The following is a 17525-nucleotide window of genomic DNA, read 5'->3' as shown; positions in this document are numbered from 1 at the left end:
TATCTGACCAGAACAGACAAGGGCAGCCGTTTTTAATGGATTTCAATTGCTGGAGTTCACACGGGTGCCTTACCCATCCGCGCTAAAACGGTCCGAAGCTCCTCGACCGATCTGTCAACCTCGTCCTTTTTCTTTTCAAGCTCGATAAGTTTTTCCTTGAAGCGTTTGCGCAGATTATCGATCTCCGCAGGCTCGGCAATGCCTCTTTCCCACACACCGATCAATTGCCCCATCTCGCTCAAAGTAAAACCTATGCGACGTCCGAACAGGATCAATCGTAACCGCGTGTGATCGTTGTAATCATAGAGCCGCGTCGCACCTGCGCGGCGCGGATTGAGCAATCCCCTGTCTTCGTAGAAACGCAAGGCTCGCAACGTCAGGTCGAATTCTTCTGCAAGATCACCGATCCTGTACAATGGACCGCCTGACTGTGTTTCCCTTTCTGTATGGCCTCCACCGCCAGACAGCAAATCTGCAATCGCGATACCCGCCGCATGCCCCGCCATATTTTTATATTTACTCATGTTCTACCCTGTTTCCGCCCCCGGAAACGCCCGGTCACCGCGCGGTCGCGCGATGGAACCACTGTTGATGACAGCTCACATTGACATTGCTGTCAGTGCTGCAGCCTCGATTTACATTCGTCGCCGCAAATCACCCATCTTCTATGCCCGACAAACCCGCTTCCCATATCAAGTTGCGTTCAACATGCCGAATTTATCTCGTTCAACCATGGGATGCTCCTTCACATCCACTAAAGCACGTCCTCCACCACATATATTAACGAGTTGTTTACCACGTTTGTACAAATGTAAGCAGAGCAAATTCTTGCCGGTTGCGTCGGTGAAATTTGCTCCCGGCGGTCTCTATCATTGGAAAAAGTGAATTTCTCATGGCAAACCCAGATCTGGCGTCAGGTTCACGATCCATCATTGACGATTTGAACGCCCGCCGCGAGCGCCGGGCTCCTTCGCCTGCTATGGAAGAACTCAATCGCACTTTGGCAAGCCTTGAAAAGCGCCTGATGGATCTGGAACAGGACGATGCACCCGATATGCGCGATATTCTGCGCTCGCAACGTCAGCCAGCTCGCTATCCGGACGAAACCGTTACCGGTCTTGCTGAAATTGCCGAGAACCTGCGCCGGATGCGTGGAAGCCATGAAGAAGCGCAGCAGCCTTACGCCTCAAGCGCTGAGGTCAGCCGCGCCAGCCGCGAGATGACCCGCCTTCAGCGCGCAGCGAGCGAAGAAGGCTTTTCACAGCGGATGAGTGACGATTTCGAACGCATCAACGACAGTGTGCGCCTTCTGGCAGACCGCAGTAGCGAAGCCAATGCGCAGGCGCTTCGCCGCCAGCTCGAAGAACTCAACCGAACGGTCCAGAGCCTCGCCCGCGAAGAAACCTTGCATCGCCTAAACAATCGTTGGGACCGCTTCGACGCCCGTTTTGAAGCGTTCGAGCAACGTCACAATTCGGTCGACCCGGCGCTGGATGCAATCGGCTCGCGGCTTGAGCAGGTGCGTGACGCCATCGGCACCTTACCGCAATCGAACCGGTTGAGCGCTATCGAGGACCGCATCGGTCAACTCGCCAATTCCATTGAGGAATCGCTCAGCCCGCAACATGTGTCGTCGCTGGAGCAGAACCGCCTGCAGCAGATCGATGAGCGGCTGGACGAAATCAGCCGCGCCATCATTGCCACAAGCCGCGCCCAGCGCCCGGATCAGGACGGTGCGCGCCGTCTGGAGCGCATCGAAAACCGTCTGGCGGAACTTGCGGAACAACTCGCCACTTCGGCAACACAGCAGAATTCCGACACGCTTTACCGCAAGCTCGGCGAACTTTCCTCGCGCATCGACGGTTTATCAGACGGTTCTGCGCTGCCGGACGGTATCATCGACCAGCTCGCACACCAGATCAACCTGCTTGCCAATCAGGTTGGCAAGGTCATGGAAAATCTCAGCCAGTCCGACTACCAGGCTGTTGAGGCTCGTCTTGAGGCCATCGGCGAAAAACTTGAAGCTGCGGAACGCCGGGCCGAAGAGCCGCATCCGTCCGTTCTGGACACGATCGACCGCCGCTTTGCAGAACTGACCCAGCGTCTCGATACGCAATATGCCACGCAGCATGTCGATAATAGCGCGATCCATACGTTGGAAGGCCGCCTCGACGATCTTTCGCAGCAGATTTCACTGGGCCTCCTTCAGGCTCCGACCTATGAAGGTCCGGGGCTAGACATGAAGGCGATCCGCAGTCTTGAAGATCAGATCGCGAACATCGCCCACCATCTCGCGCAGCCCGTAGCCGAGATAGCGGAACTGAAGCCGCGTCTCGATTCCATCGAACGCTCCATCGCATCCAATCGCGAAACAGTGCTGGATGCCGCGCGTGAAGCTGCCGAAAGTGCGGTCGCGCGCGTGCTGCAGCACGGTTCGCATGGCGACAGCGTGATTGCTCGGCAACTGGCCGAAGACATGAAATCGCTCGAGGCTCTGGCGCGTAACTCCGACGAGCGCAATGGCAAGACATTCGAGACAGTCCATGACACGCTGGTCAAGATCGTCGACCGTCTAGCGAAGCTTGAGCAGGATGTATCTGGCAGATCGGACACGCCGGATACGGAAAAACCGGTTTTCACAAGCCCGAATTCCGGATCATCACGCCCGTCGGCACCGCGTTCGCCGGCTGCGGCTGCTGCAGAAGCAGCTTTTGCGACCGTTCAGAGCGAAACCGGTCCCGCCGATATGAAGACAGCTGGATCGACTGGCAAGTCATCGATTTTTGGCGGTTTTGCTAAGGCAATACGTGGTCGCCGCCCCGACAAGTCCGTCGGAAAGAACGACGAAACGCTCGAAGCCAGCGCTTTCGATACAACACTTGATGCGCCAGCCTTCCAAAGCGATCTTGCCGCCATAGAGCCCATCACACGCGAAGCACCGGAGCTGGAAACGACCCCATCCCCTCGCCCGCAGGGTGAAGGCATGCCGGATCTCAATTCCATTATGAAGCGGGTGCGCGAAGAACGTCGCCAGCGCGAAGATGCTGCCGATGCAGCCCTTGCCGCCAATGGCAAGGTCGACTTCATAACGGCAGCCCGGCGCGCTGCCCAGCTTGCCGCAGCCGAATCCGAACAGCTTCAGAAGGGTGCAACCAAGCGCACCGGCAAGAAAAAGTCGTCCGTTGGCGACTTGATCCAACGCCAGCGCAAACCTATCCTGATGGCAATCGGTGCGGTAATGATCGCAATGGCTGGTCTGCAGATCGGCTCAGCCTTCCTCAACCGCGACGAACCGGTGGAAACGGCAATCGATACGGTGCCGCCGCAGATCGATACCACTGCCGACGAGAACACCTCCGCTCCAGCCGACGAAATCGCCACCAAGATCGCATCGGATACGACACCTGCGCTCGAACAACCCGCTGATACCACGCCCGGGATTACCGAGCCGCGCGCAGAAAAAATTGCACAGGAAGAGACACAGGCACCAGAAAACGAGCAGCCGGCAACGGTGGAAATTCCCACACAGATCGAACAGCCTGCCGCAACAGCTGTCAATCCGGTGAAACCCGTTGAAACAGCAGCGCCGGCTGAAACCGTCGCCCCATCTCAGGCCGCCATTCCGCCTGTGCCGGAAGAAGCTGGTCCGGCAGCACTTCGCGAAGCTGCGGCCAAGGGCGATGCCCGCGCGCTCTTTGAAATCGGTAATCGCTACATGGAAGGCCGCGGCGTTGCCGCCGACTTCGCCAAGGCGGCAAAATGGTATGAAATTTCTGCCGGTCAGGGTTTTGCTCCGGCGCAGTATCGTCTCGGCAACTTCAACGAGAAGGGCCTTGGCATGCCCCGTGATCTCGAAAAGGCCAAGACCTGGTATCAGCTCTCGGCCCAGCAAGGCAATGCAAGCGCAATGCACAATCTCGCCGTCCTTTTCGCAACCGGCGCCAATGGCAACCCCGACAATGCTTCCGCCGTGCGCTGGTTCACCGATGCTGCCGAACTCGGCGTAAAGGACAGCCAGTTCAATCTCGGCATCCTTGCGGCCAAGGGATTGGGCATGCCAGTCAATCTGGAAGAGAGCTACAAGTGGTTCTCGCTCGCCGCCAATGCGGGTGATAAGGATGCTGCCGACAAGCGTGACCAGATTGCCAAGGCACTGAAGCCAGAACAGCTTGAACGCGCCAAGGATCTGGTAAAGCTCTGGAAGGCCAAGCCACTCGATCAGGCGACCAATTCCATTGACGTCCCGGATGCATGGGCGGAAAACAAGCCGCTCACCACCGGTTCTGTGGATATGAAGAAGGCCGTTCGCAACATCCAGCTCATTCTCCAGAAGAACGGCTACGATGTAGGCACAGCGGATGGCGTGATGGGCGGCAAGACCCGCGCCGCGATCGCTGCATTCCAGAAGGCAAATGGACAGACACCAACCGGCGATGTCGACCAGAAACTGGTTCAGCTTCTGCTTGAGAAGAACAAATAACTCACTGAGGCCACGTGGATTTCGCGAGGGCAGCACACGCTGCCCTTTTTCGTTTCAACCACAAACGTCTGAAAGAAGTGACAGGTTGTATCGACTCGTCGAGGCTTATTATCTACCTCCTATCAACGAGGGGATAGACAATGCTCTTGCACGTAAACAACGACATGGAAAACGGTATCATCGCGAAGATTCCCCTCGCGCTCGACAAGGATATCAAGAGCTTTCAGGGAGATGCGATCGACTTTGAAATCTCCTCCGGCGACAATCAGCTTATTCCGGCCGAGGACATTCATCCCTACAAATCTATTTTCAAGGTTCTTTCCGGCAGTTTCGAGCTGAAGAACATCTTCATCGCCGTATCGTTCAATGCAAACTTCACCACACCCGATGGCAAGAAGACCTGCCTGACGCGTTCCAGCCCGATGGAGGAATGGAACGTGATGAATGGCAGCTATTATGCTGAAAGCATGAACTGCTTCGGTTTCAAGTCCAGCAGCCGCTTTGCCGGAAATTTCAGTGTGAACCTGACCAATCCTTATCTTTATATCATAAAGAACGGCAGCCTGGCCGACAGTAAAATGTCCGACAACATTTCTATCCGCGCGCAATTCTACCCATCGTCTGGCCATTCCATCATCACGCCGAAAGAAGACATCAATATTGTCATTAGTAACCGCCAGAGCGCGACCGACTGATTCACTGTGCATCGCCTCCGAAACCACTGATGTATTTCCTATACATTCTATGGGATTATGCTCGCGGCGACAGTTTTCAGCACTCTTCAGCGTTCTTTTTGTTGTTCTTAAACAACACCTCGGAAATTTCCTTGAATAGAGTTCCGCGAGTGAGCTTTATCGGCAATCGGCGTTTGACTCTGCGGTGGCGACAGAGCAAGACATTATCAGGAGTGGCCCGGTTGAAACCCATGGTTTGAGTTGAGCCTAACTGCTTGTTTTCATGCATTTCCGTACGCAGAACAGTTTCATAATTTTGCCGGAGATGTTTTAGTAGGGTGAAACATCTTGCGGAGAAGCGCGGCCGCAAGCAGTTGTGTGTCATGCGTTCGTGAAAGCCGGGTTCGGAATTGGGTATTTACCTTCCCATTGCGGAATTATCGGTCAACATGCTGGTTCTTCTCGGCATGGGCGCCGCCGTGGGTTTCCTGTCTGGATTGTTCGGCGTGGGCGGCGGTTTTCTGATCACGCCTCTTCTGATCTTTTATAACATTCCACCAGCAATCGCGGTCGCCACAGGCGCCAATCAGGTCATCGCTTCGTCGGTTTCAGGCGCGCTGGCACATTTCAAACGTCGAACACTCGATATCAAGCTGGGCCTGTTTCTTGTGGCAGGCGGTATAGTAGGTTCCCTCGTCGGTATCTTCGTGTTCTCATGGCTGCGCGATCTCGGTCAATTGGACCTGATCGTTTCCATTCTTTACGTCTTCTTTCTCGGTACTGTCGGCGGCTTGATGCTGGTGGAAAGCGTGCGTGCGCTCCGCCGCGTGAAAAAAGGGCAGGCTGGTGCCGTGCGACGGTCCGGCCAGCACACGTGGATACACCGACTGCCGTTCAAGATGCGGTTTCGTGCCTCGACCATCTATGTCAGCATCATTCCGGTTCTCGGAATCGGCTTCTTCATCGGTCTTTTGTCATCGGTAATGGGTGTCGGCGGCGGCTTCATCATGGTGCCAGCCCTCATCTATCTGCTGCATGTGCCGACCAACGTGGTTGTCGGCACCTCCTTGTTTCAGATCACCTTTGTAACCGCATTCACAACCGTCCTGCAGGCGACAACAAACCAGTCCATCGACATCGTGCTTGCTTTCCTGCTGATGGTTGGCGGCGTTATCGGCGCGCAATATGGCGCTCGCGCAGGGCAAAAGCTGCGCGGCGAACAATTGCGCCTTCTGCTGGCACTTCTGGTGCTTGCCGTTGGCCTACGCCTCGCCTTTGGCCTGTTCGTGCGACCGGACAATCTGTTTTCCGTTTCGATTGCGGATATCTGACATGCGGAGCCTCACGCTTTCCTCCGCATTGTTCATGTTCCTGTTGGCGGGAACTGCTGCGGCACAGGTCGATTCCAGCGGCAGTGGCAACACGGTTCCGCAATTGCAAAACCCCGCCGATGAAACCATCGAAATCGGGCTCTCGACCGAAACCATCGCCATCACATCGAATTTCGGCGGCACGGATCTCACCATATTCGGTGCACTCGACAATGCCGATCCGATGGTCCAGCGGCAGGGCCGTTACGATATCATCGTCGTGCTGCAAGGCCCATCGCGCGATCTCGTGGTGCGCAAGAAGGACCGCTATCTCGGCGTCTGGGTGAATGCGGATTCAGAAACCTTTATGGGCGTGCCACTCTCCTATTCGTTGGCCTCCACCCGCAATCTGCAGGACATTACTGAAGAGAAAATCTACCGACAGCTTTCCGTGGGTGCGCGCAACTTCTACCTCGTTCCCGAAGATCCGGGCAGCCTGTCGGGCAATATCCCGACCTTCGGCAACGAACTGCGCGAGATGAAAATCCGGCAGGGCCTCTATACGCAGCGCATCGGAGGCGTGGAGTTCATTTCCCGCACCTTGTTTCGCGCCACGCTCAAACTGCCTGCCAACGTGCCGGTCGGTCGCCACAAGGCCCGGGCGCTTCTGTTCCGCAATGGTGTTTTTCTGCGAGAAGCCAATGCCAGTCTGGAAATCGTCAAGGCGGGTTTTGAACAGAGCATCTACAACGCCGCCCACCAGAACAGCTTTCTCTACGGCCTTTTTGCGGTTTTCCTTGCCGTCTTCACCGGCTGGTTCGGACGCATTCTGTTTCGCAGGGATTAACCCCCATAAAGCGCACCGCGCGCAATCGGGTAAACCTTGCCCTGTCCCAGCATATAGGCGCGCAGTGTCTCATCGGCGAACAGCCCGCGAAAGGCTCGATCCAGAATATTCAGCGCACCCGTATAGGCTCCAAAAGCAGGCATGATGAGCCTTTCGCCGTCGCTTACAAAACAGGGGCGGCGCACCGACCGTCCCCGTCGCACGATGCGGGCCGCCGGATGAAGATGGCCTGCAATCTCGCCCTGCCCGACCTTGCGCGATGGTTCATGCCGGAAGGTAAGCGGTCCGACTGCCAGTTCCTCCACGCAATCGCCCGGCAAGTCGACCGGGCGATCCGGATCGTGATTGCCGGTGATCCAGAACCAGTCGCGGTGCTCCATAAGGGATTTCAGCCGGATGGCATAAAGCGATGGCAGGCGCTCGCTGGCGGTTGCATCGTGAAAACTGTCGCCAAGGCTGATGACGGTTCGCGGCTGATAGCGCGCGATGGCCAGCGCCAGCATGTCGAGCGTCGTCGCTGTGTCATAAGGCGGGATGAGCTGGCCGCGCCGGGCAAAGGATGAACCTTTTTCCAGATGCAGGTCTGAGACAATCAGCATATGCAGGTCTGGCAGGAACAGTGCACCGGATGGATCGCACACAGCTGCAACGCCACGCACTTCCGTATGGGCCAGACTGTAGGCCTCTCCATTTCCCCACGCGGCAGTCTTCATTGCATTGCTTCCCTGATAAGATCGTCGGCCGCTTCTTCAAGCAGCATTTCATCGCCATCGCCTGCCACACGCTCGCGTCCGATTTCGAGCATCACAGGCAGCGCCAGCGGTGAAATCCTGTCGAGCGGCTTGTGCAAAAGATGACCTTTCACACGTGCCAGCATGTCGCCAAGCCGCTTGATGTCCAGAAGCCCGGTCGCTGCATCCGCGCGTGTCGCCTGCAACAATATATGGTCAGGCTCATGACTGCGCAAAACGTCGTAGATAAGGTCGGTGGAAACCGTAACCTGACGGCCTGTTTTCTCCTGTCCCGGATGACGGCGCTCGATAAGCCCGGAAATCACGGCGCAATTACGGAAAGTACGTTTCAAAAGATAACTTTCATCGAGCCAGGCTTCGAGATCGTCCCCCAACATATCCTCGTCGAACAGCCGGGTGAGATTGAGCTTTCCGGTGCCGATCAGCGCGCCCATATCCTTGAGGCCCCAAAGCCCCAGCGAATAATCGGTGGCGACGAAGCCCAGCGGATGCGCGCCCATGCGTTCCAGACGGCGCGTCAGCAACATGCCGAGCGTCTGGTGCGCCAGCCTGCCCTCGAACGGATAGGCTACCATGTAGAAGCGATTGCCGCGCGGAAAGGTTTCAATCAACAGCTCGTCCGTTGCAGGCAGCACGGATTTCCACTGCTGCACTTCCAGCCATTCGCGTACCTGCTGCGGCAGGAATTGCCAGCGCGTACGGTCGGCAAGCATGGCGCGCACCTGCGCGGCGAGATAGGTGGAAAGCGGAAATTTTCCGCCGGCATAGACGGGAATTTTCGCGTCCTGTCCGGCGGCATTGGAGGCGATGCATTCGTTCTCGCGGATGCCCTCGAAGCGCAGCACCTTGCCCGCAAAGAGGAACGTATCGCCAGCCGTCAGCGTCTCCAGAAAATATTCCTCGATGCGGCCCAGCACGCGCCCGCCCCGCGCATTTGCGCCCTTGCCGCCGCGTGTGAGCCGCACATTCAGCTCCGGCGCTTCGACAATGGTGCCGATGTTGAGGCGATATTGCTGCGCGATACGCGGATTGGACACCCGCCACGTGCCGTCCACGGTCTTGCGGATTTTCGCAAACCGCTCATAGGTCTTGAGCGCGTAGCCTCCGGTCGCCACGAAATCCAGAATACGGTCGAATGTGTCTCGCGGAAGGTTCGAATAAGGCGCAGCGCTCTGCACTTCACGATAAAGCTGATCGGCGTTGAAAGGCTCGGCACAGGCCATGCCGAGCACGTGCTGCGCCAGCACATCCAGCGCCCCATCGATCAGGGGCGGCGTATCCTGCGCGCCCAGATAATTGGCGTCGAGCGCGGCGCGGCACTCCATCACCTCGAAGCGATTGGCGGGCACCAGAATGGCCCGGCTTGGCTCGTCCATGCGGTGATTGGCGCGCCCGATGCGCTGCGCAAGGCGGCTTGCGCCCTTCGGCGCGCCGACATGAATGACCAGATCGACATCGCCCCAGTCGATCCCAAGATCAAGTGTCGAGGTCGCGACCACAGCCCGTAAAGTGTTGGCGGCCATGGCCTGCTCGACCTTGCGGCGCTGGCTGGCATCGAGCGAGCCATGATGCAGCGCTATCGGCAGCGTGTCCTCATTGACCCGCCAGAGCTCCTGAAACAACATTTCCGCCTGACTGCGCGTATTGACGAACAGGAGCGTCGTCTTGTGCTGGCCGATCGCCTCGTAAATGTCGGGAATGGCATAGCGTGACGAATGGCCCGACCATGGCACCCGTTCGTCGGAATCGAGAATGGTGATTTCCGGCTTGGCACCGCCATCCACCGTCACAAGACCGGCCATCGGCCCGGTGGCGTCCTGTTCCACCAGCCAGCGACGCAGTTCATCGGGCTCAGCCACCGTGGCGGAAAGGCCGATGGTCTGCAATTGCGGTTGCAAGCGGCGCAACCGTGCCAGCCCCAACGCCAATAAATGCCCGCGCTTGGAAATCACCAGCGAGTGCAATTCATCCAGCACCACATAGCGCAGCCCCTTGAAGAACTGTTCCGCGCCTTTGGAAGCGATCAACAGTGCTAGCTGCTCTGGCGTGGTCAGCAGAATATCCGGCGGCGCCAACTTCTGCCGCTGGCGTTTGTGCGCAGGCGTATCGCCGGTCCGGGTCTCGATGGTGATGTCGAGACCCATTTCCTCGACTGGCACCGTCAGATTGCGATGAATATCGACGGCAAGTGCTTTCAAGGGTGAAATATAGAGCGTGTGAACTCCGCGCTTCGCCAAGCCGGGCTTTAAGCGCCCACATTTTTCCAGATCCACCAATGCAGGCAGAAACCCGGCCAGCGTTTTACCCGCCCCGGTGGGTGCGATCAGAAGCGTAGACTGTCCCTGTTCGGCACGGGCCAGAAGCTCAAGCTGATGCGCGCGCGGCGACCAATCTTTGGCCGCAAACCATTTAAGAAAACGGTCCGGCAAGGGAAAAGCAGTCGATGCGGCGGCGGGCTTCAAGTTCAGTGTCACGCCGTCAATCTAATCGCAGCGAGGCAAGCCGCCAAGGTGTTTGTTCACTTTTGTTCTCATTTTGTCAGTAGCAAAGAGCTCCCTCCCTTTTCGGCGCAAACTTCATGACCTATCTTGAAACCATGCGTTTCAACCAGCTTCTCTGCTCCTCTCCCAAAGGTCTTTATTGCCCGCCCGGCGATTTCTACATCGACCCAGTACGTCCGGTGGAACGCGCGCTCATCACCCATGGGCACTCCGATCATGCTCGCTCTGGCCATACTCATGTACTGGCGACACCCGAAACGCTCGACATCATGGCGCTACGCTACGGCGCAAGTTTTGCCGGAACCACCCAGTCGATAAGCCTCGGTGAAACCCTGACGCTCAACGGTGTCCGGGTGAGCTTCCACGGTGCGGGCCACGTGCTCGGTTCTGCACAGATCGCGGTGGAGAAAGAGGGAACCCGTATTGTCGCTTCAGGCGATTACAAGCGCGCAGCCGATCCGACCTGCGCGCCGTTTGAGCCTGTCGCCTGTGATGTCTTCATCACCGAAGCAACCTTCGCACTGCCGGTTTTCCGCCATCCGCAGGCTTCGCATGAAATCGCCACGCTTTTGAAATCGCTCCAGCTTTTTCCAGAGCGGGCGCATATGGTCGGGGCCTATTCACTCGGCAAGGCACAGCGGGTCATCAAACTCATACGTAATGCTGGCTACTCGGAACCGATCTATATCCACGGAGCACTGGAAAAGATCTGCGATTATTACCAGTCGCGAGGCATCGATCTCGGCCCTCTTGAACCAACACCCCTGGAGCGTGGCGAGGCACAGCCCGACTTTGCGGGCAAAATCATCGTCGGACCGCCGACCGCCTTTTCCGACCGTTGGGCGCGGCGTTTTCCCGATCCCATTTCAGCCTTTGCCTCCGGCTGGATGCGCATCCGCCAACGCGCCAGACAGCAGGGCGTGGAGTTGCCGCTTATCATTTCCGACCATTGCGACTGGGACGAGCTGACCGAAACCATAACGGAAATCGCCCCCGTCGAAGTGTGGGTCACCCATGGGCGCGAGGAAGCGCTCGTTCGGTGGTGCGAATTGCAGAACCTTCCTGCAAAGCCGCTCCATCTCGTCGGCTATGAAGATGAGGGCGATTGATGCGCGCTTTCGCCGAACTTCTCGACCGGCTGGTGCTGACGCCACAGCGCAACGGCAAGCTGCGCCTGCTCATCGATTATTTTCGCACCACGCCCGACCCGGATCGCGGTCTGGCATTGGCGGCAATCACGCGTGATCTTGAACTGCAAAGTGTGAAGCCCGCCATGCTGCGAGCGCTCATTGCCGAGCGGACCGATGCGACACTCTTTGCTTATTCCTACGACTATGTCGGCGATCTTGCCGAAACGATTTCGCTGATTTGGCCCGGCCCAAGCGAAACCGCGCCTGGCGCAAATCTGCCACTTGGGATCGTAGTGCACGAATTGCAGAATGCTTCGCGCCGCGAAGGTCCCATGTTCGTGGCAGGATGGCTCGATCTGCTCGGCATTTCTGAACGCTACGCACTGTTAAAGCTCGTCACCGGCGGTTTGCGCGTCGGAGTTTCAGCCCGTCTGGCCAAACAGGCCCTTGCTGATTTCGGCGGCGTCAACGTTGTCGAAATCGAGGAACTCTGGCACGGCCAGTCACCGCCCTATGAGACGCTTTTCGCTTGGCTGGAAGGCAGAGGCGAAAAACCTGCCGCGACCGCAGCCGCGCCGTTTCGCCCTGTCATGCTGGCGACTGCGCTCGATGAGACCGATATTCCGTCGCTCGACGCATCCGCCTATAGCGCGGAATGGAAATGGGACGGCATTCGCGTACAGGCGGTTTCGGAAGGTGGCGTGCGGCGGCTTTATTCCCGCACTGGCGACGATATTTCAGGCGCTTTCCCCGACATTCTGGAAGCTATGGATTTCGAAGGTGCAATCGACGGCGAACTACTCGTCGGTCATCACGGCGAAACCGGCATAGAAACAGCCACTTTTTCCGATCTCCAGCAACGACTGAACCGCAAGACCGTAAGCGCGAAGCAATTACGAGATTATCCGGCTTTCGTGCGAGCCTATGATCTGTTGCAGGAAGGAAACCAGCAAACGGGCAGCGATTTGCGCACGTTGCCTTTTTCCGAGCGCCGCGCCCGCCTGCAAAATTTCGTCGCCAGGCTCGATCCGCGCCGCTTTGATCTTTCGCCCGTCCTGCCCTTTGCCGATTTTCACGAACTGGCAGAGTTTCGCGCCAATCCACCCCATCCCGTCATCGAAGGCGTTATGCTGAAGCGTCACGACAGCACCTATCTACCCGGACGCCCGAAAGGGCCATGGTTCAAATGGAAGCGCGATCCCTTCACCGTCGATGCCGTGATCGTCTATGCGCAGCGCGGCCACGGCAAGCGATCCAGCTATTATTCAGACTTCACCTTTGCCGTCTGGACGGGACCGGAGGATGAACCCGTGCTCGTGCCGGTGGGCAAGGCTTATTTCGGCTTTACCGACGAAGAACTGAAATTGCTGGATAAATTCGTGCGGGAAAATACGATTGAGCGTTTCGGTCCGGTGCGTTCGGTGCGCGCCGAGCCGAATCACGGACTGGTGGTGGAAGTCGCTTTCGAGGGTCTCAACCGCTCCACGCGCCATAAATCCGGCGTCGCCATGCGCTTTCCGCGGTTTTCACGGCTACGCTGGGACAAGCCACCCCGCGAAGCCGACCGGCTTGAAACACTGGAAAAACTGCTCGGCTGATTATTCGGTCGCAGTCGATACGCGAATTTCGTAGATGTTGACCGGCTTACCGGAACCGCTCAAATCCGAGTTGACGGTTATTGTGCCTGCTCGGCCAGCCTTCTGACCAGCTGGAATATCCATATCGAAAAGGAAATCACTTACGGAATCGCGCACGTCGTAGCGCCTGCGTCCGCAATCGCCAAGACCGCCAAAATCGCAATTGACCGACATCTGGGTCACCTTGCCATCGTCAGCGCGTGCCACGATATCGAAGGTTGCCTTTCTGCCTTCCAGCTGATCCAAAATTCCTTCGCCCACATCGAATGTAACCGTATCTTCAGCGCCGGAAGACTGGATGCGCGCAAAACTGCGCGTGCCTTCCTGCCTGATTTCAGCTGTCGCGCGTCCCTTGACGGACATACGTGTCGCCTCGGACGGCTGGAAAATGGTGATCCACTTCAATCCGCCTGGCTCCTCGCCCTCCTTCAAAGGCGCAATATTGCCATCGCTATGCAGTGGATTGTTCGCTGGCCCACGGCTCAGGTCAATAAAGCTGTTATAGAGCGAATAGCCAATGAAAGCGGCGACAGCCAGTACGAGCGCCGGAATGCCGTAGCTGTAGAAAGGTGAATGGCGTTTCTTTTTCCTGCGATCCTTGCGCGAGACGCCCCCCTCATAGCCGAGATCGGCATTGCTGCGCTTCGTCTGACGCGCCGTCGCACGAATGTCACCAGTATCAAGTGCAGGTGCTGCGTCTTCCGTCCTGTCGCCAAGCACCGGGTCTTCCCTGTGTGGAGCGTCGAGCGAGGGTTCGCGACGGTTGCTCGTGTCAGTGCCGGTCTTGAATTCCTGTTCAATACCAGAGATCGCGTCCTTCAGTTTCTGGCGTCGCTGTTCCTTCTGCCCATCGCTGAGCGCTGTATTTGTCGCAAGAGCGCGCTCATGCGCGCCCCAAGCGGATTCATAGATTCGCTGGCGGGTCGCCGGATTATGCGCATCCGCCTTGGCGAATGCATTCCTGATCGCGCGCTCAATACTTTCCAAAGGCTGCTCTTCCCTTGTTCGTTCTTCCCGCCGTCTTGCCACGCCCTCAACAGGAGCAAACGGTCTCCGGTGCAGACGATTTCATAAGCCTCAGCGAAATTAACGTCTGAATCAAGGCATTTACCTGTTCATTACCCGCTTTGACTAGTCGATAAGCATGTTGGAGACACCAAATATTAACTTTGACTGCGGTTTTCCCCCACCCGTATATCTTTCCAGGGACAAACTGCACCCGTTGTGGGTGAGCGAGACATCCTGAAGTATGCTGGCGATTCCCTCTCATCCGGCGTTCCCCCTTAGAAGCGGAACGCCTACGCTTGGAAATACCCAAACCGGATGGCCTTCGACACGCCACAGCGAGATTTTCAGAAGGTGGCAGAGTAGAGAAAGATTAGCGCTAGCACTTCTGATATTGCCGTTGGACAAAGAGCTGCTAAAACTATTACGTTTACGGAAACGTCAATCACGGAGGACGATTGAAGATGGCCTTGCCGGATATTCTGAAAAGCAAATTGCGCATCCCGGTGGTTGGTGCTCCCTTGTTCATCATTTCACATCCAGCTCTCGTGATGGCGCAGTGCAAGGCAGGTGTTGTCGGTTCATTTCCTGCACTCAATGCCCGCCCTGAAGCACAGCTTGATGAGTGGCTGGCAGAGATAACGGAGGGACTTTCCGCCTACGACAAGGCCAATCCAGACCGGCCATCTGCGCCTTTTGCGGTCAACCAGATCGTCCATCGTTCGAACAAGCGCCTTGAGCATGACCTTGGACTTTGTGTGAAATATAAGGTGCCGATCGTTATTTCCTCGCTCGGCGCCGTGCCGGAAGTGAATGCCGCGATCCATTCCTATGGCGGCATCGTCCTTCATGATGTCATCAACAATCGCCATGCCAATTCGGCAATCCGTAAGGGGGCAGACGGCCTCATCGCGGTGGCTGCCGGTGCAGGCGGCCATGCGGGTTCGCTTTCACCCTTCGCACTTGTACAGGAAATCCGCTCCTGGTTCGATGGTCCCCTGCTCCTTTCGGGCGCCATCGCCAATGGCGGCTCGATCCTCGCCGCGCAGGCCATGGGCGCCGACCTCGCTTATATCGGATCGCCCTTCATTGCCACGACAGAAGCGCGCGCAACTGATGCCTATAAGCAAATGATAGTTGACTCGAATTCATCCGATATCGTCTATTCTAACTACTTCACCGGCATAGCAGGCAATTACCTGAAGCCATCCATCGCCAATTCGGGACTTGATCCAGACAACCTTCCAGAGGCCGATCCTTCCAAGATGGACTTCGACAAGGCGCAGCAGGAAGGCGCCAAGGCCTGGAAGGACATCTGGGGCTGCGGTCAGGGTATCGGCGCTATTCACGAAGTGGTCCCTGCCGGGCTACTGATCAACCGCCTTGAGCGCGAATATAAAGAAGCTCGCCAGCATCTTTGCGCAGGCGCCTGATTCTCGGATTTCCACGACAACGCTCCAGCTTGACGGCTGGCGCGGCGGGACGATAAACACTTGCATCCCGCAAAACCGCCCTGTTTCTGCAATGACAGGCATTCACGATGCGCATAGTGTGAAACCTTTTGAACAAACATATAGATTGTTTGATTTCGGCCTTGCTTTCCTCCACGCTTTTGGTTATCAGCGCACCGTTCAGCCGGAAACGGTTAGCTTCCTTCGGGAAATTGGGACGCAATGTTCCGGGCCGCTTTAGCTCAGTTGGTAGAGCACATCATTCGTAATTAGCGGGTCCGCTAGAGAATGATGTTCGAGATCAGTGAGTTAGAGGGTGAATAAATAAAATAGTAGGGCGATAGTAGGTCGTCCTTGGCTGGTAAGCCGCTTTAGCTCAGTTGGTAGAGCACATCATTCGTAATGATGGGGTCGCGTGTTCGAGTCACGCAAGCGGCACCACTTCCTTCTGCGAGGAACATGGAAGTGTCTGGTGGTCCTTATGATCCGAGAGCCATCGCCAACCTTATGTTGGATGAGGCCGATTGATCTGGAATCAAAGTCACCAACCTCGCACTGCAAAAGCTCCTGTACTTCGCCCATTCCATTTTTCTAATCGAGGCCAAGCGCCCTCTGGTGAGCGGCTATTTCGAGGCGTGGCAGTACGGGCCGGTGCATCCTGCCGCCTACTCAGCCTTCAAAACGGCTGGCGGTTCCCCCATCGACTTCCGCGCCACTGGGCAGAACGTGATGACCGGAGAGCGTATAGTCCTTGACCTTCCCGAAGACTTGACCGTACGCCGCCATCTGGCCCGCATCATGTCATCCTATGGGCAATTATCCCCCGGTCGCCTTGTCGATATATCGCACGCCAAGGGTGCGCCATGGGATTTTATCGTGGACAAAGGCAGAACATCGGTTGCATTGGGTTTAAGAATCCCCGATGCTGTCATTATCGACCGATTCAAATATCATAAGGTTTCGGTTGGAGTGGCCCCCGTCATGGGAGAACCGGATGAAGATACGCCGCTTACCTGAAATCGATCTTGCTCGCATCGCGCCGCTGGCGACCGACCAGAAGCGCTGTGCCCTCGAGCGATTTAAGCTTGGCCATCCGACACTCACCTACAAACCGGTACGCGCGCTATTTTCCGGCATTTTCAATGTCCAGCTAGACATGTTTGTCGCTATCGCTCCGACCGGATGGCCAGTTCTTGAACGGCTAATCCGGGCAAAGGCAACTTCCGACGACGAGTTTAATGCCAATCTGCTGGTCGCCAAAGGGTTGCATGACTTTGTGCAAGCCAAGGCTCTCCGCAGCCGCTCTCATCCATTTTTCCCGTTATCCCTCAGCGTCGGCGAGAAAGTTGAATACTGGTTGCCCATGGTGACCGCGCTGGATGGTGTGCCTCTCGTCATTTTCATCGACCCACGACGCGGCAAGAAGCTAACCGCCGAAGCAAGACGCTAACCGCCGAAGCAAGACGCTTCGTTTTCTCGATGATGAATGAGCATATTCGGGTGGCCAATCCCGACTTCGCAGAGGCTCGTCTTGGCATTCTCCAGTTCGGCGACGTGGTCGAAGACCAGCGGCAGGTCAAATTCTGGACTGATACCGGGATAGCCCTTTATGGCTTCGATGAACTCGACCAAATGGTTCGGGAAACCTATGACATTTGGCGTGAGGTCAACGAGGCACGCGAGAGCGAGGTTCGGCGTAAAGCCGCTGGCGGTGGTCACGGGCCGCTGTTCGGTTAAG

11 protein-coding genes, 1 tRNA gene and 2 pseudogenes are annotated in these 17525 nt (G+C 56.9%); 10 read left to right on the top strand and 4 right to left on the bottom strand.

All coding sequences use genetic code 11. The annotated features are described in order from the left end of the window. Positions 1-56: 56 nt before the first annotated feature. Positions 57-524: a MerR family transcriptional regulator gene (locus tag JNC70_RS18645; RefSeq protein ID WP_374788855.1), complete on the bottom strand. Its 468-nt coding sequence runs from the start codon at positions 522-524 to the stop codon at positions 57-59. 368 nt (positions 525-892) lie between these two features. Here JNC70_RS18645 and JNC70_RS18640 point away from each other — a divergent pair, with 368 nt between their 5' ends. The 4 genes from JNC70_RS18640 to JNC70_RS18625 all read left to right on the top strand — a co-directional run bounded on the left by JNC70_RS18640 (position 893) and on the right by JNC70_RS18625 (position 7311). After that, positions 893-4480: a peptidoglycan-binding protein gene (locus JNC70_RS18640; protein WP_104755260.1), complete on the top strand. Its 3588-nt coding sequence runs from the start codon at positions 893-895 to the stop codon at positions 4478-4480. A gap of 140 nt (positions 4481-4620) precedes the next feature. Further along, on the top strand, positions 4621-5175 hold the full coding sequence (locus JNC70_RS18635; RefSeq protein WP_104755261.1) for a hypothetical protein: 555 nt from the start codon (positions 4621-4623) through the stop codon (positions 5173-5175). 428 nt (positions 5176-5603) lie between these two features. Next, on the top strand, positions 5604-6485 hold the full coding sequence (locus JNC70_RS18630) for a sulfite exporter TauE/SafE family protein (protein WP_245414737.1): 882 nt from the start codon (positions 5604-5606) through the stop codon (positions 6483-6485). A 1-nt stretch (position 6486) separates the two neighbouring features. Beyond that, positions 6487-7311 (top strand): TIGR02186 family protein, encoded by an 825-nt coding sequence (locus tag JNC70_RS18625; protein WP_104755263.1) that lies wholly within the window; start codon positions 6487-6489, stop codon positions 7309-7311. Here the strand turns inward: JNC70_RS18625 and pdeM are convergent. Together pdeM and JNC70_RS18615 are read right to left on the bottom strand one after the other, a co-directional pair. Further along, on the bottom strand, positions 7308-8024 hold the full coding sequence (gene pdeM, locus JNC70_RS18620) for a ligase-associated DNA damage response endonuclease PdeM (RefSeq protein WP_104755264.1): 717 nt from the start codon (positions 8022-8024) through the stop codon (positions 7308-7310). The genes JNC70_RS18625 and pdeM overlap by 4 nt on opposite strands. Further along, positions 8021-10537, bottom strand: coding sequence for a ligase-associated DNA damage response DEXH box helicase (locus JNC70_RS18615; protein ID WP_104755265.1), 2517 nt, complete (start codon positions 10535-10537; stop codon positions 8021-8023). The genes pdeM and JNC70_RS18615 overlap by 4 nt, the downstream gene beginning before the upstream one ends. Positions 10538-10659: 122 nt before the next feature. On the opposite strand from JNC70_RS18615, the gene JNC70_RS18610 reads away from it, so the two are divergent. Next, a complete protein-coding gene (locus JNC70_RS18610) occupies positions 10660-11673 on the top strand; it encodes a ligase-associated DNA damage response exonuclease (protein ID WP_104755278.1) in 1014 nt (337 codons plus the stop codon). Next, positions 11673-13292, top strand: a complete 1620-nt coding sequence (locus JNC70_RS18605) for a cisplatin damage response ATP-dependent DNA ligase (RefSeq protein WP_104755266.1) — start codon at positions 11673-11675, stop codon at positions 13290-13292. Before JNC70_RS18610 ends, JNC70_RS18605 begins: the two co-directional genes overlap by 1 nt. On the opposite strand, the gene JNC70_RS18600 is transcribed toward JNC70_RS18605, so the two are convergent. After that, positions 13293-14318: a hypothetical protein gene (locus JNC70_RS18600; protein ID WP_211695002.1), complete on the bottom strand. Its 1026-nt coding sequence runs from the start codon at positions 14316-14318 to the stop codon at positions 13293-13295. A 482-nt stretch (positions 14319-14800) separates the two neighbouring features. Between JNC70_RS18600 and JNC70_RS18595 the strand changes: the two genes are divergently transcribed. From JNC70_RS18595 to socB, 4 genes and pseudogenes are all read left to right on the top strand, one after another. Further along, complete coding sequence (locus JNC70_RS18595; RefSeq protein ID WP_104755268.1) at positions 14801-15769, top strand: NAD(P)H-dependent flavin oxidoreductase; 969 nt, start codon at positions 14801-14803, stop codon at positions 15767-15769. Between the two features lie 383 nt (positions 15770-16152). Then, positions 16153-16228: transfer RNA gene (locus JNC70_RS18590), tRNA-Thr, on the top strand. Positions 16229-16246: 18 nt separating this feature from the next. Continuing rightward, positions 16247-16804: pseudogene (socA, locus tag JNC70_RS18585) on the top strand (type VI toxin-antitoxin system SocA family antitoxin). Then, positions 16782-17524: pseudogene (gene socB / locus JNC70_RS18580) on the top strand (type VI toxin-antitoxin system SocB family DNA replication inhibitor toxin). The pseudogenes socA and socB overlap by 23 nt, the downstream one beginning before the upstream one ends. The last annotated feature ends 1 nt before the right edge of the window (position 17525 follow it).

The organism is Brucella oryzae (assembly GCF_041929965.1).
Taxonomy (GTDB): domain Bacteria; phylum Pseudomonadota; class Alphaproteobacteria; order Rhizobiales; family Rhizobiaceae; genus Brucella; species Brucella oryzae.
The sequence above is the reverse complement of the archived record's forward strand: the minus strand, read 5'-3'. Positions and strand labels throughout refer to the sequence as shown.

What these genes read in the sequence shown, in the direction of transcription:
- JNC70_RS18610 (WP_104755278.1), top strand. Translation starts at nt 10,660, where the DNA reads ATGCGTTTCAACCAGCTTCTCTGCTCCTCTCCCAAAGGTCTTTATTGC.
- JNC70_RS18625 (WP_104755263.1), top strand. Translation starts at nt 6,487, where the DNA reads ATGCGGAGCCTCACGCTTTCCTCCGCATTGTTCATGTTCCTGTTGGCG.
- JNC70_RS18630 (WP_245414737.1), top strand. Translation starts at nt 5,604, where the DNA reads ATGCTGGTTCTTCTCGGCATGGGCGCCGCCGTGGGTTTCCTGTCTGGA.
- pdeM (WP_104755264.1), bottom strand. Translation starts at nt 8,024, where the DNA reads ATGAAGACTGCCGCGTGGGGAAATGGAGAGGCCTACAGTCTGGCCCAT.
- JNC70_RS18645 (WP_374788855.1), bottom strand. Translation starts at nt 524, where the DNA reads ATGAGTAAATATAAAAATATGGCGGGGCATGCGGCGGGTATCGCGATT.
- JNC70_RS18640 (WP_104755260.1), top strand. Translation starts at nt 893, where the DNA reads ATGGCAAACCCAGATCTGGCGTCAGGTTCACGATCCATCATTGACGAT.
- JNC70_RS18595 (WP_104755268.1), top strand. Translation starts at nt 14,801, where the DNA reads ATGGCCTTGCCGGATATTCTGAAAAGCAAATTGCGCATCCCGGTGGTT.
- JNC70_RS18605 (WP_104755266.1), top strand. Translation starts at nt 11,673, where the DNA reads ATGCGCGCTTTCGCCGAACTTCTCGACCGGCTGGTGCTGACGCCACAG.
- JNC70_RS18635 (WP_104755261.1), top strand. Translation starts at nt 4,621, where the DNA reads ATGCTCTTGCACGTAAACAACGACATGGAAAACGGTATCATCGCGAAG.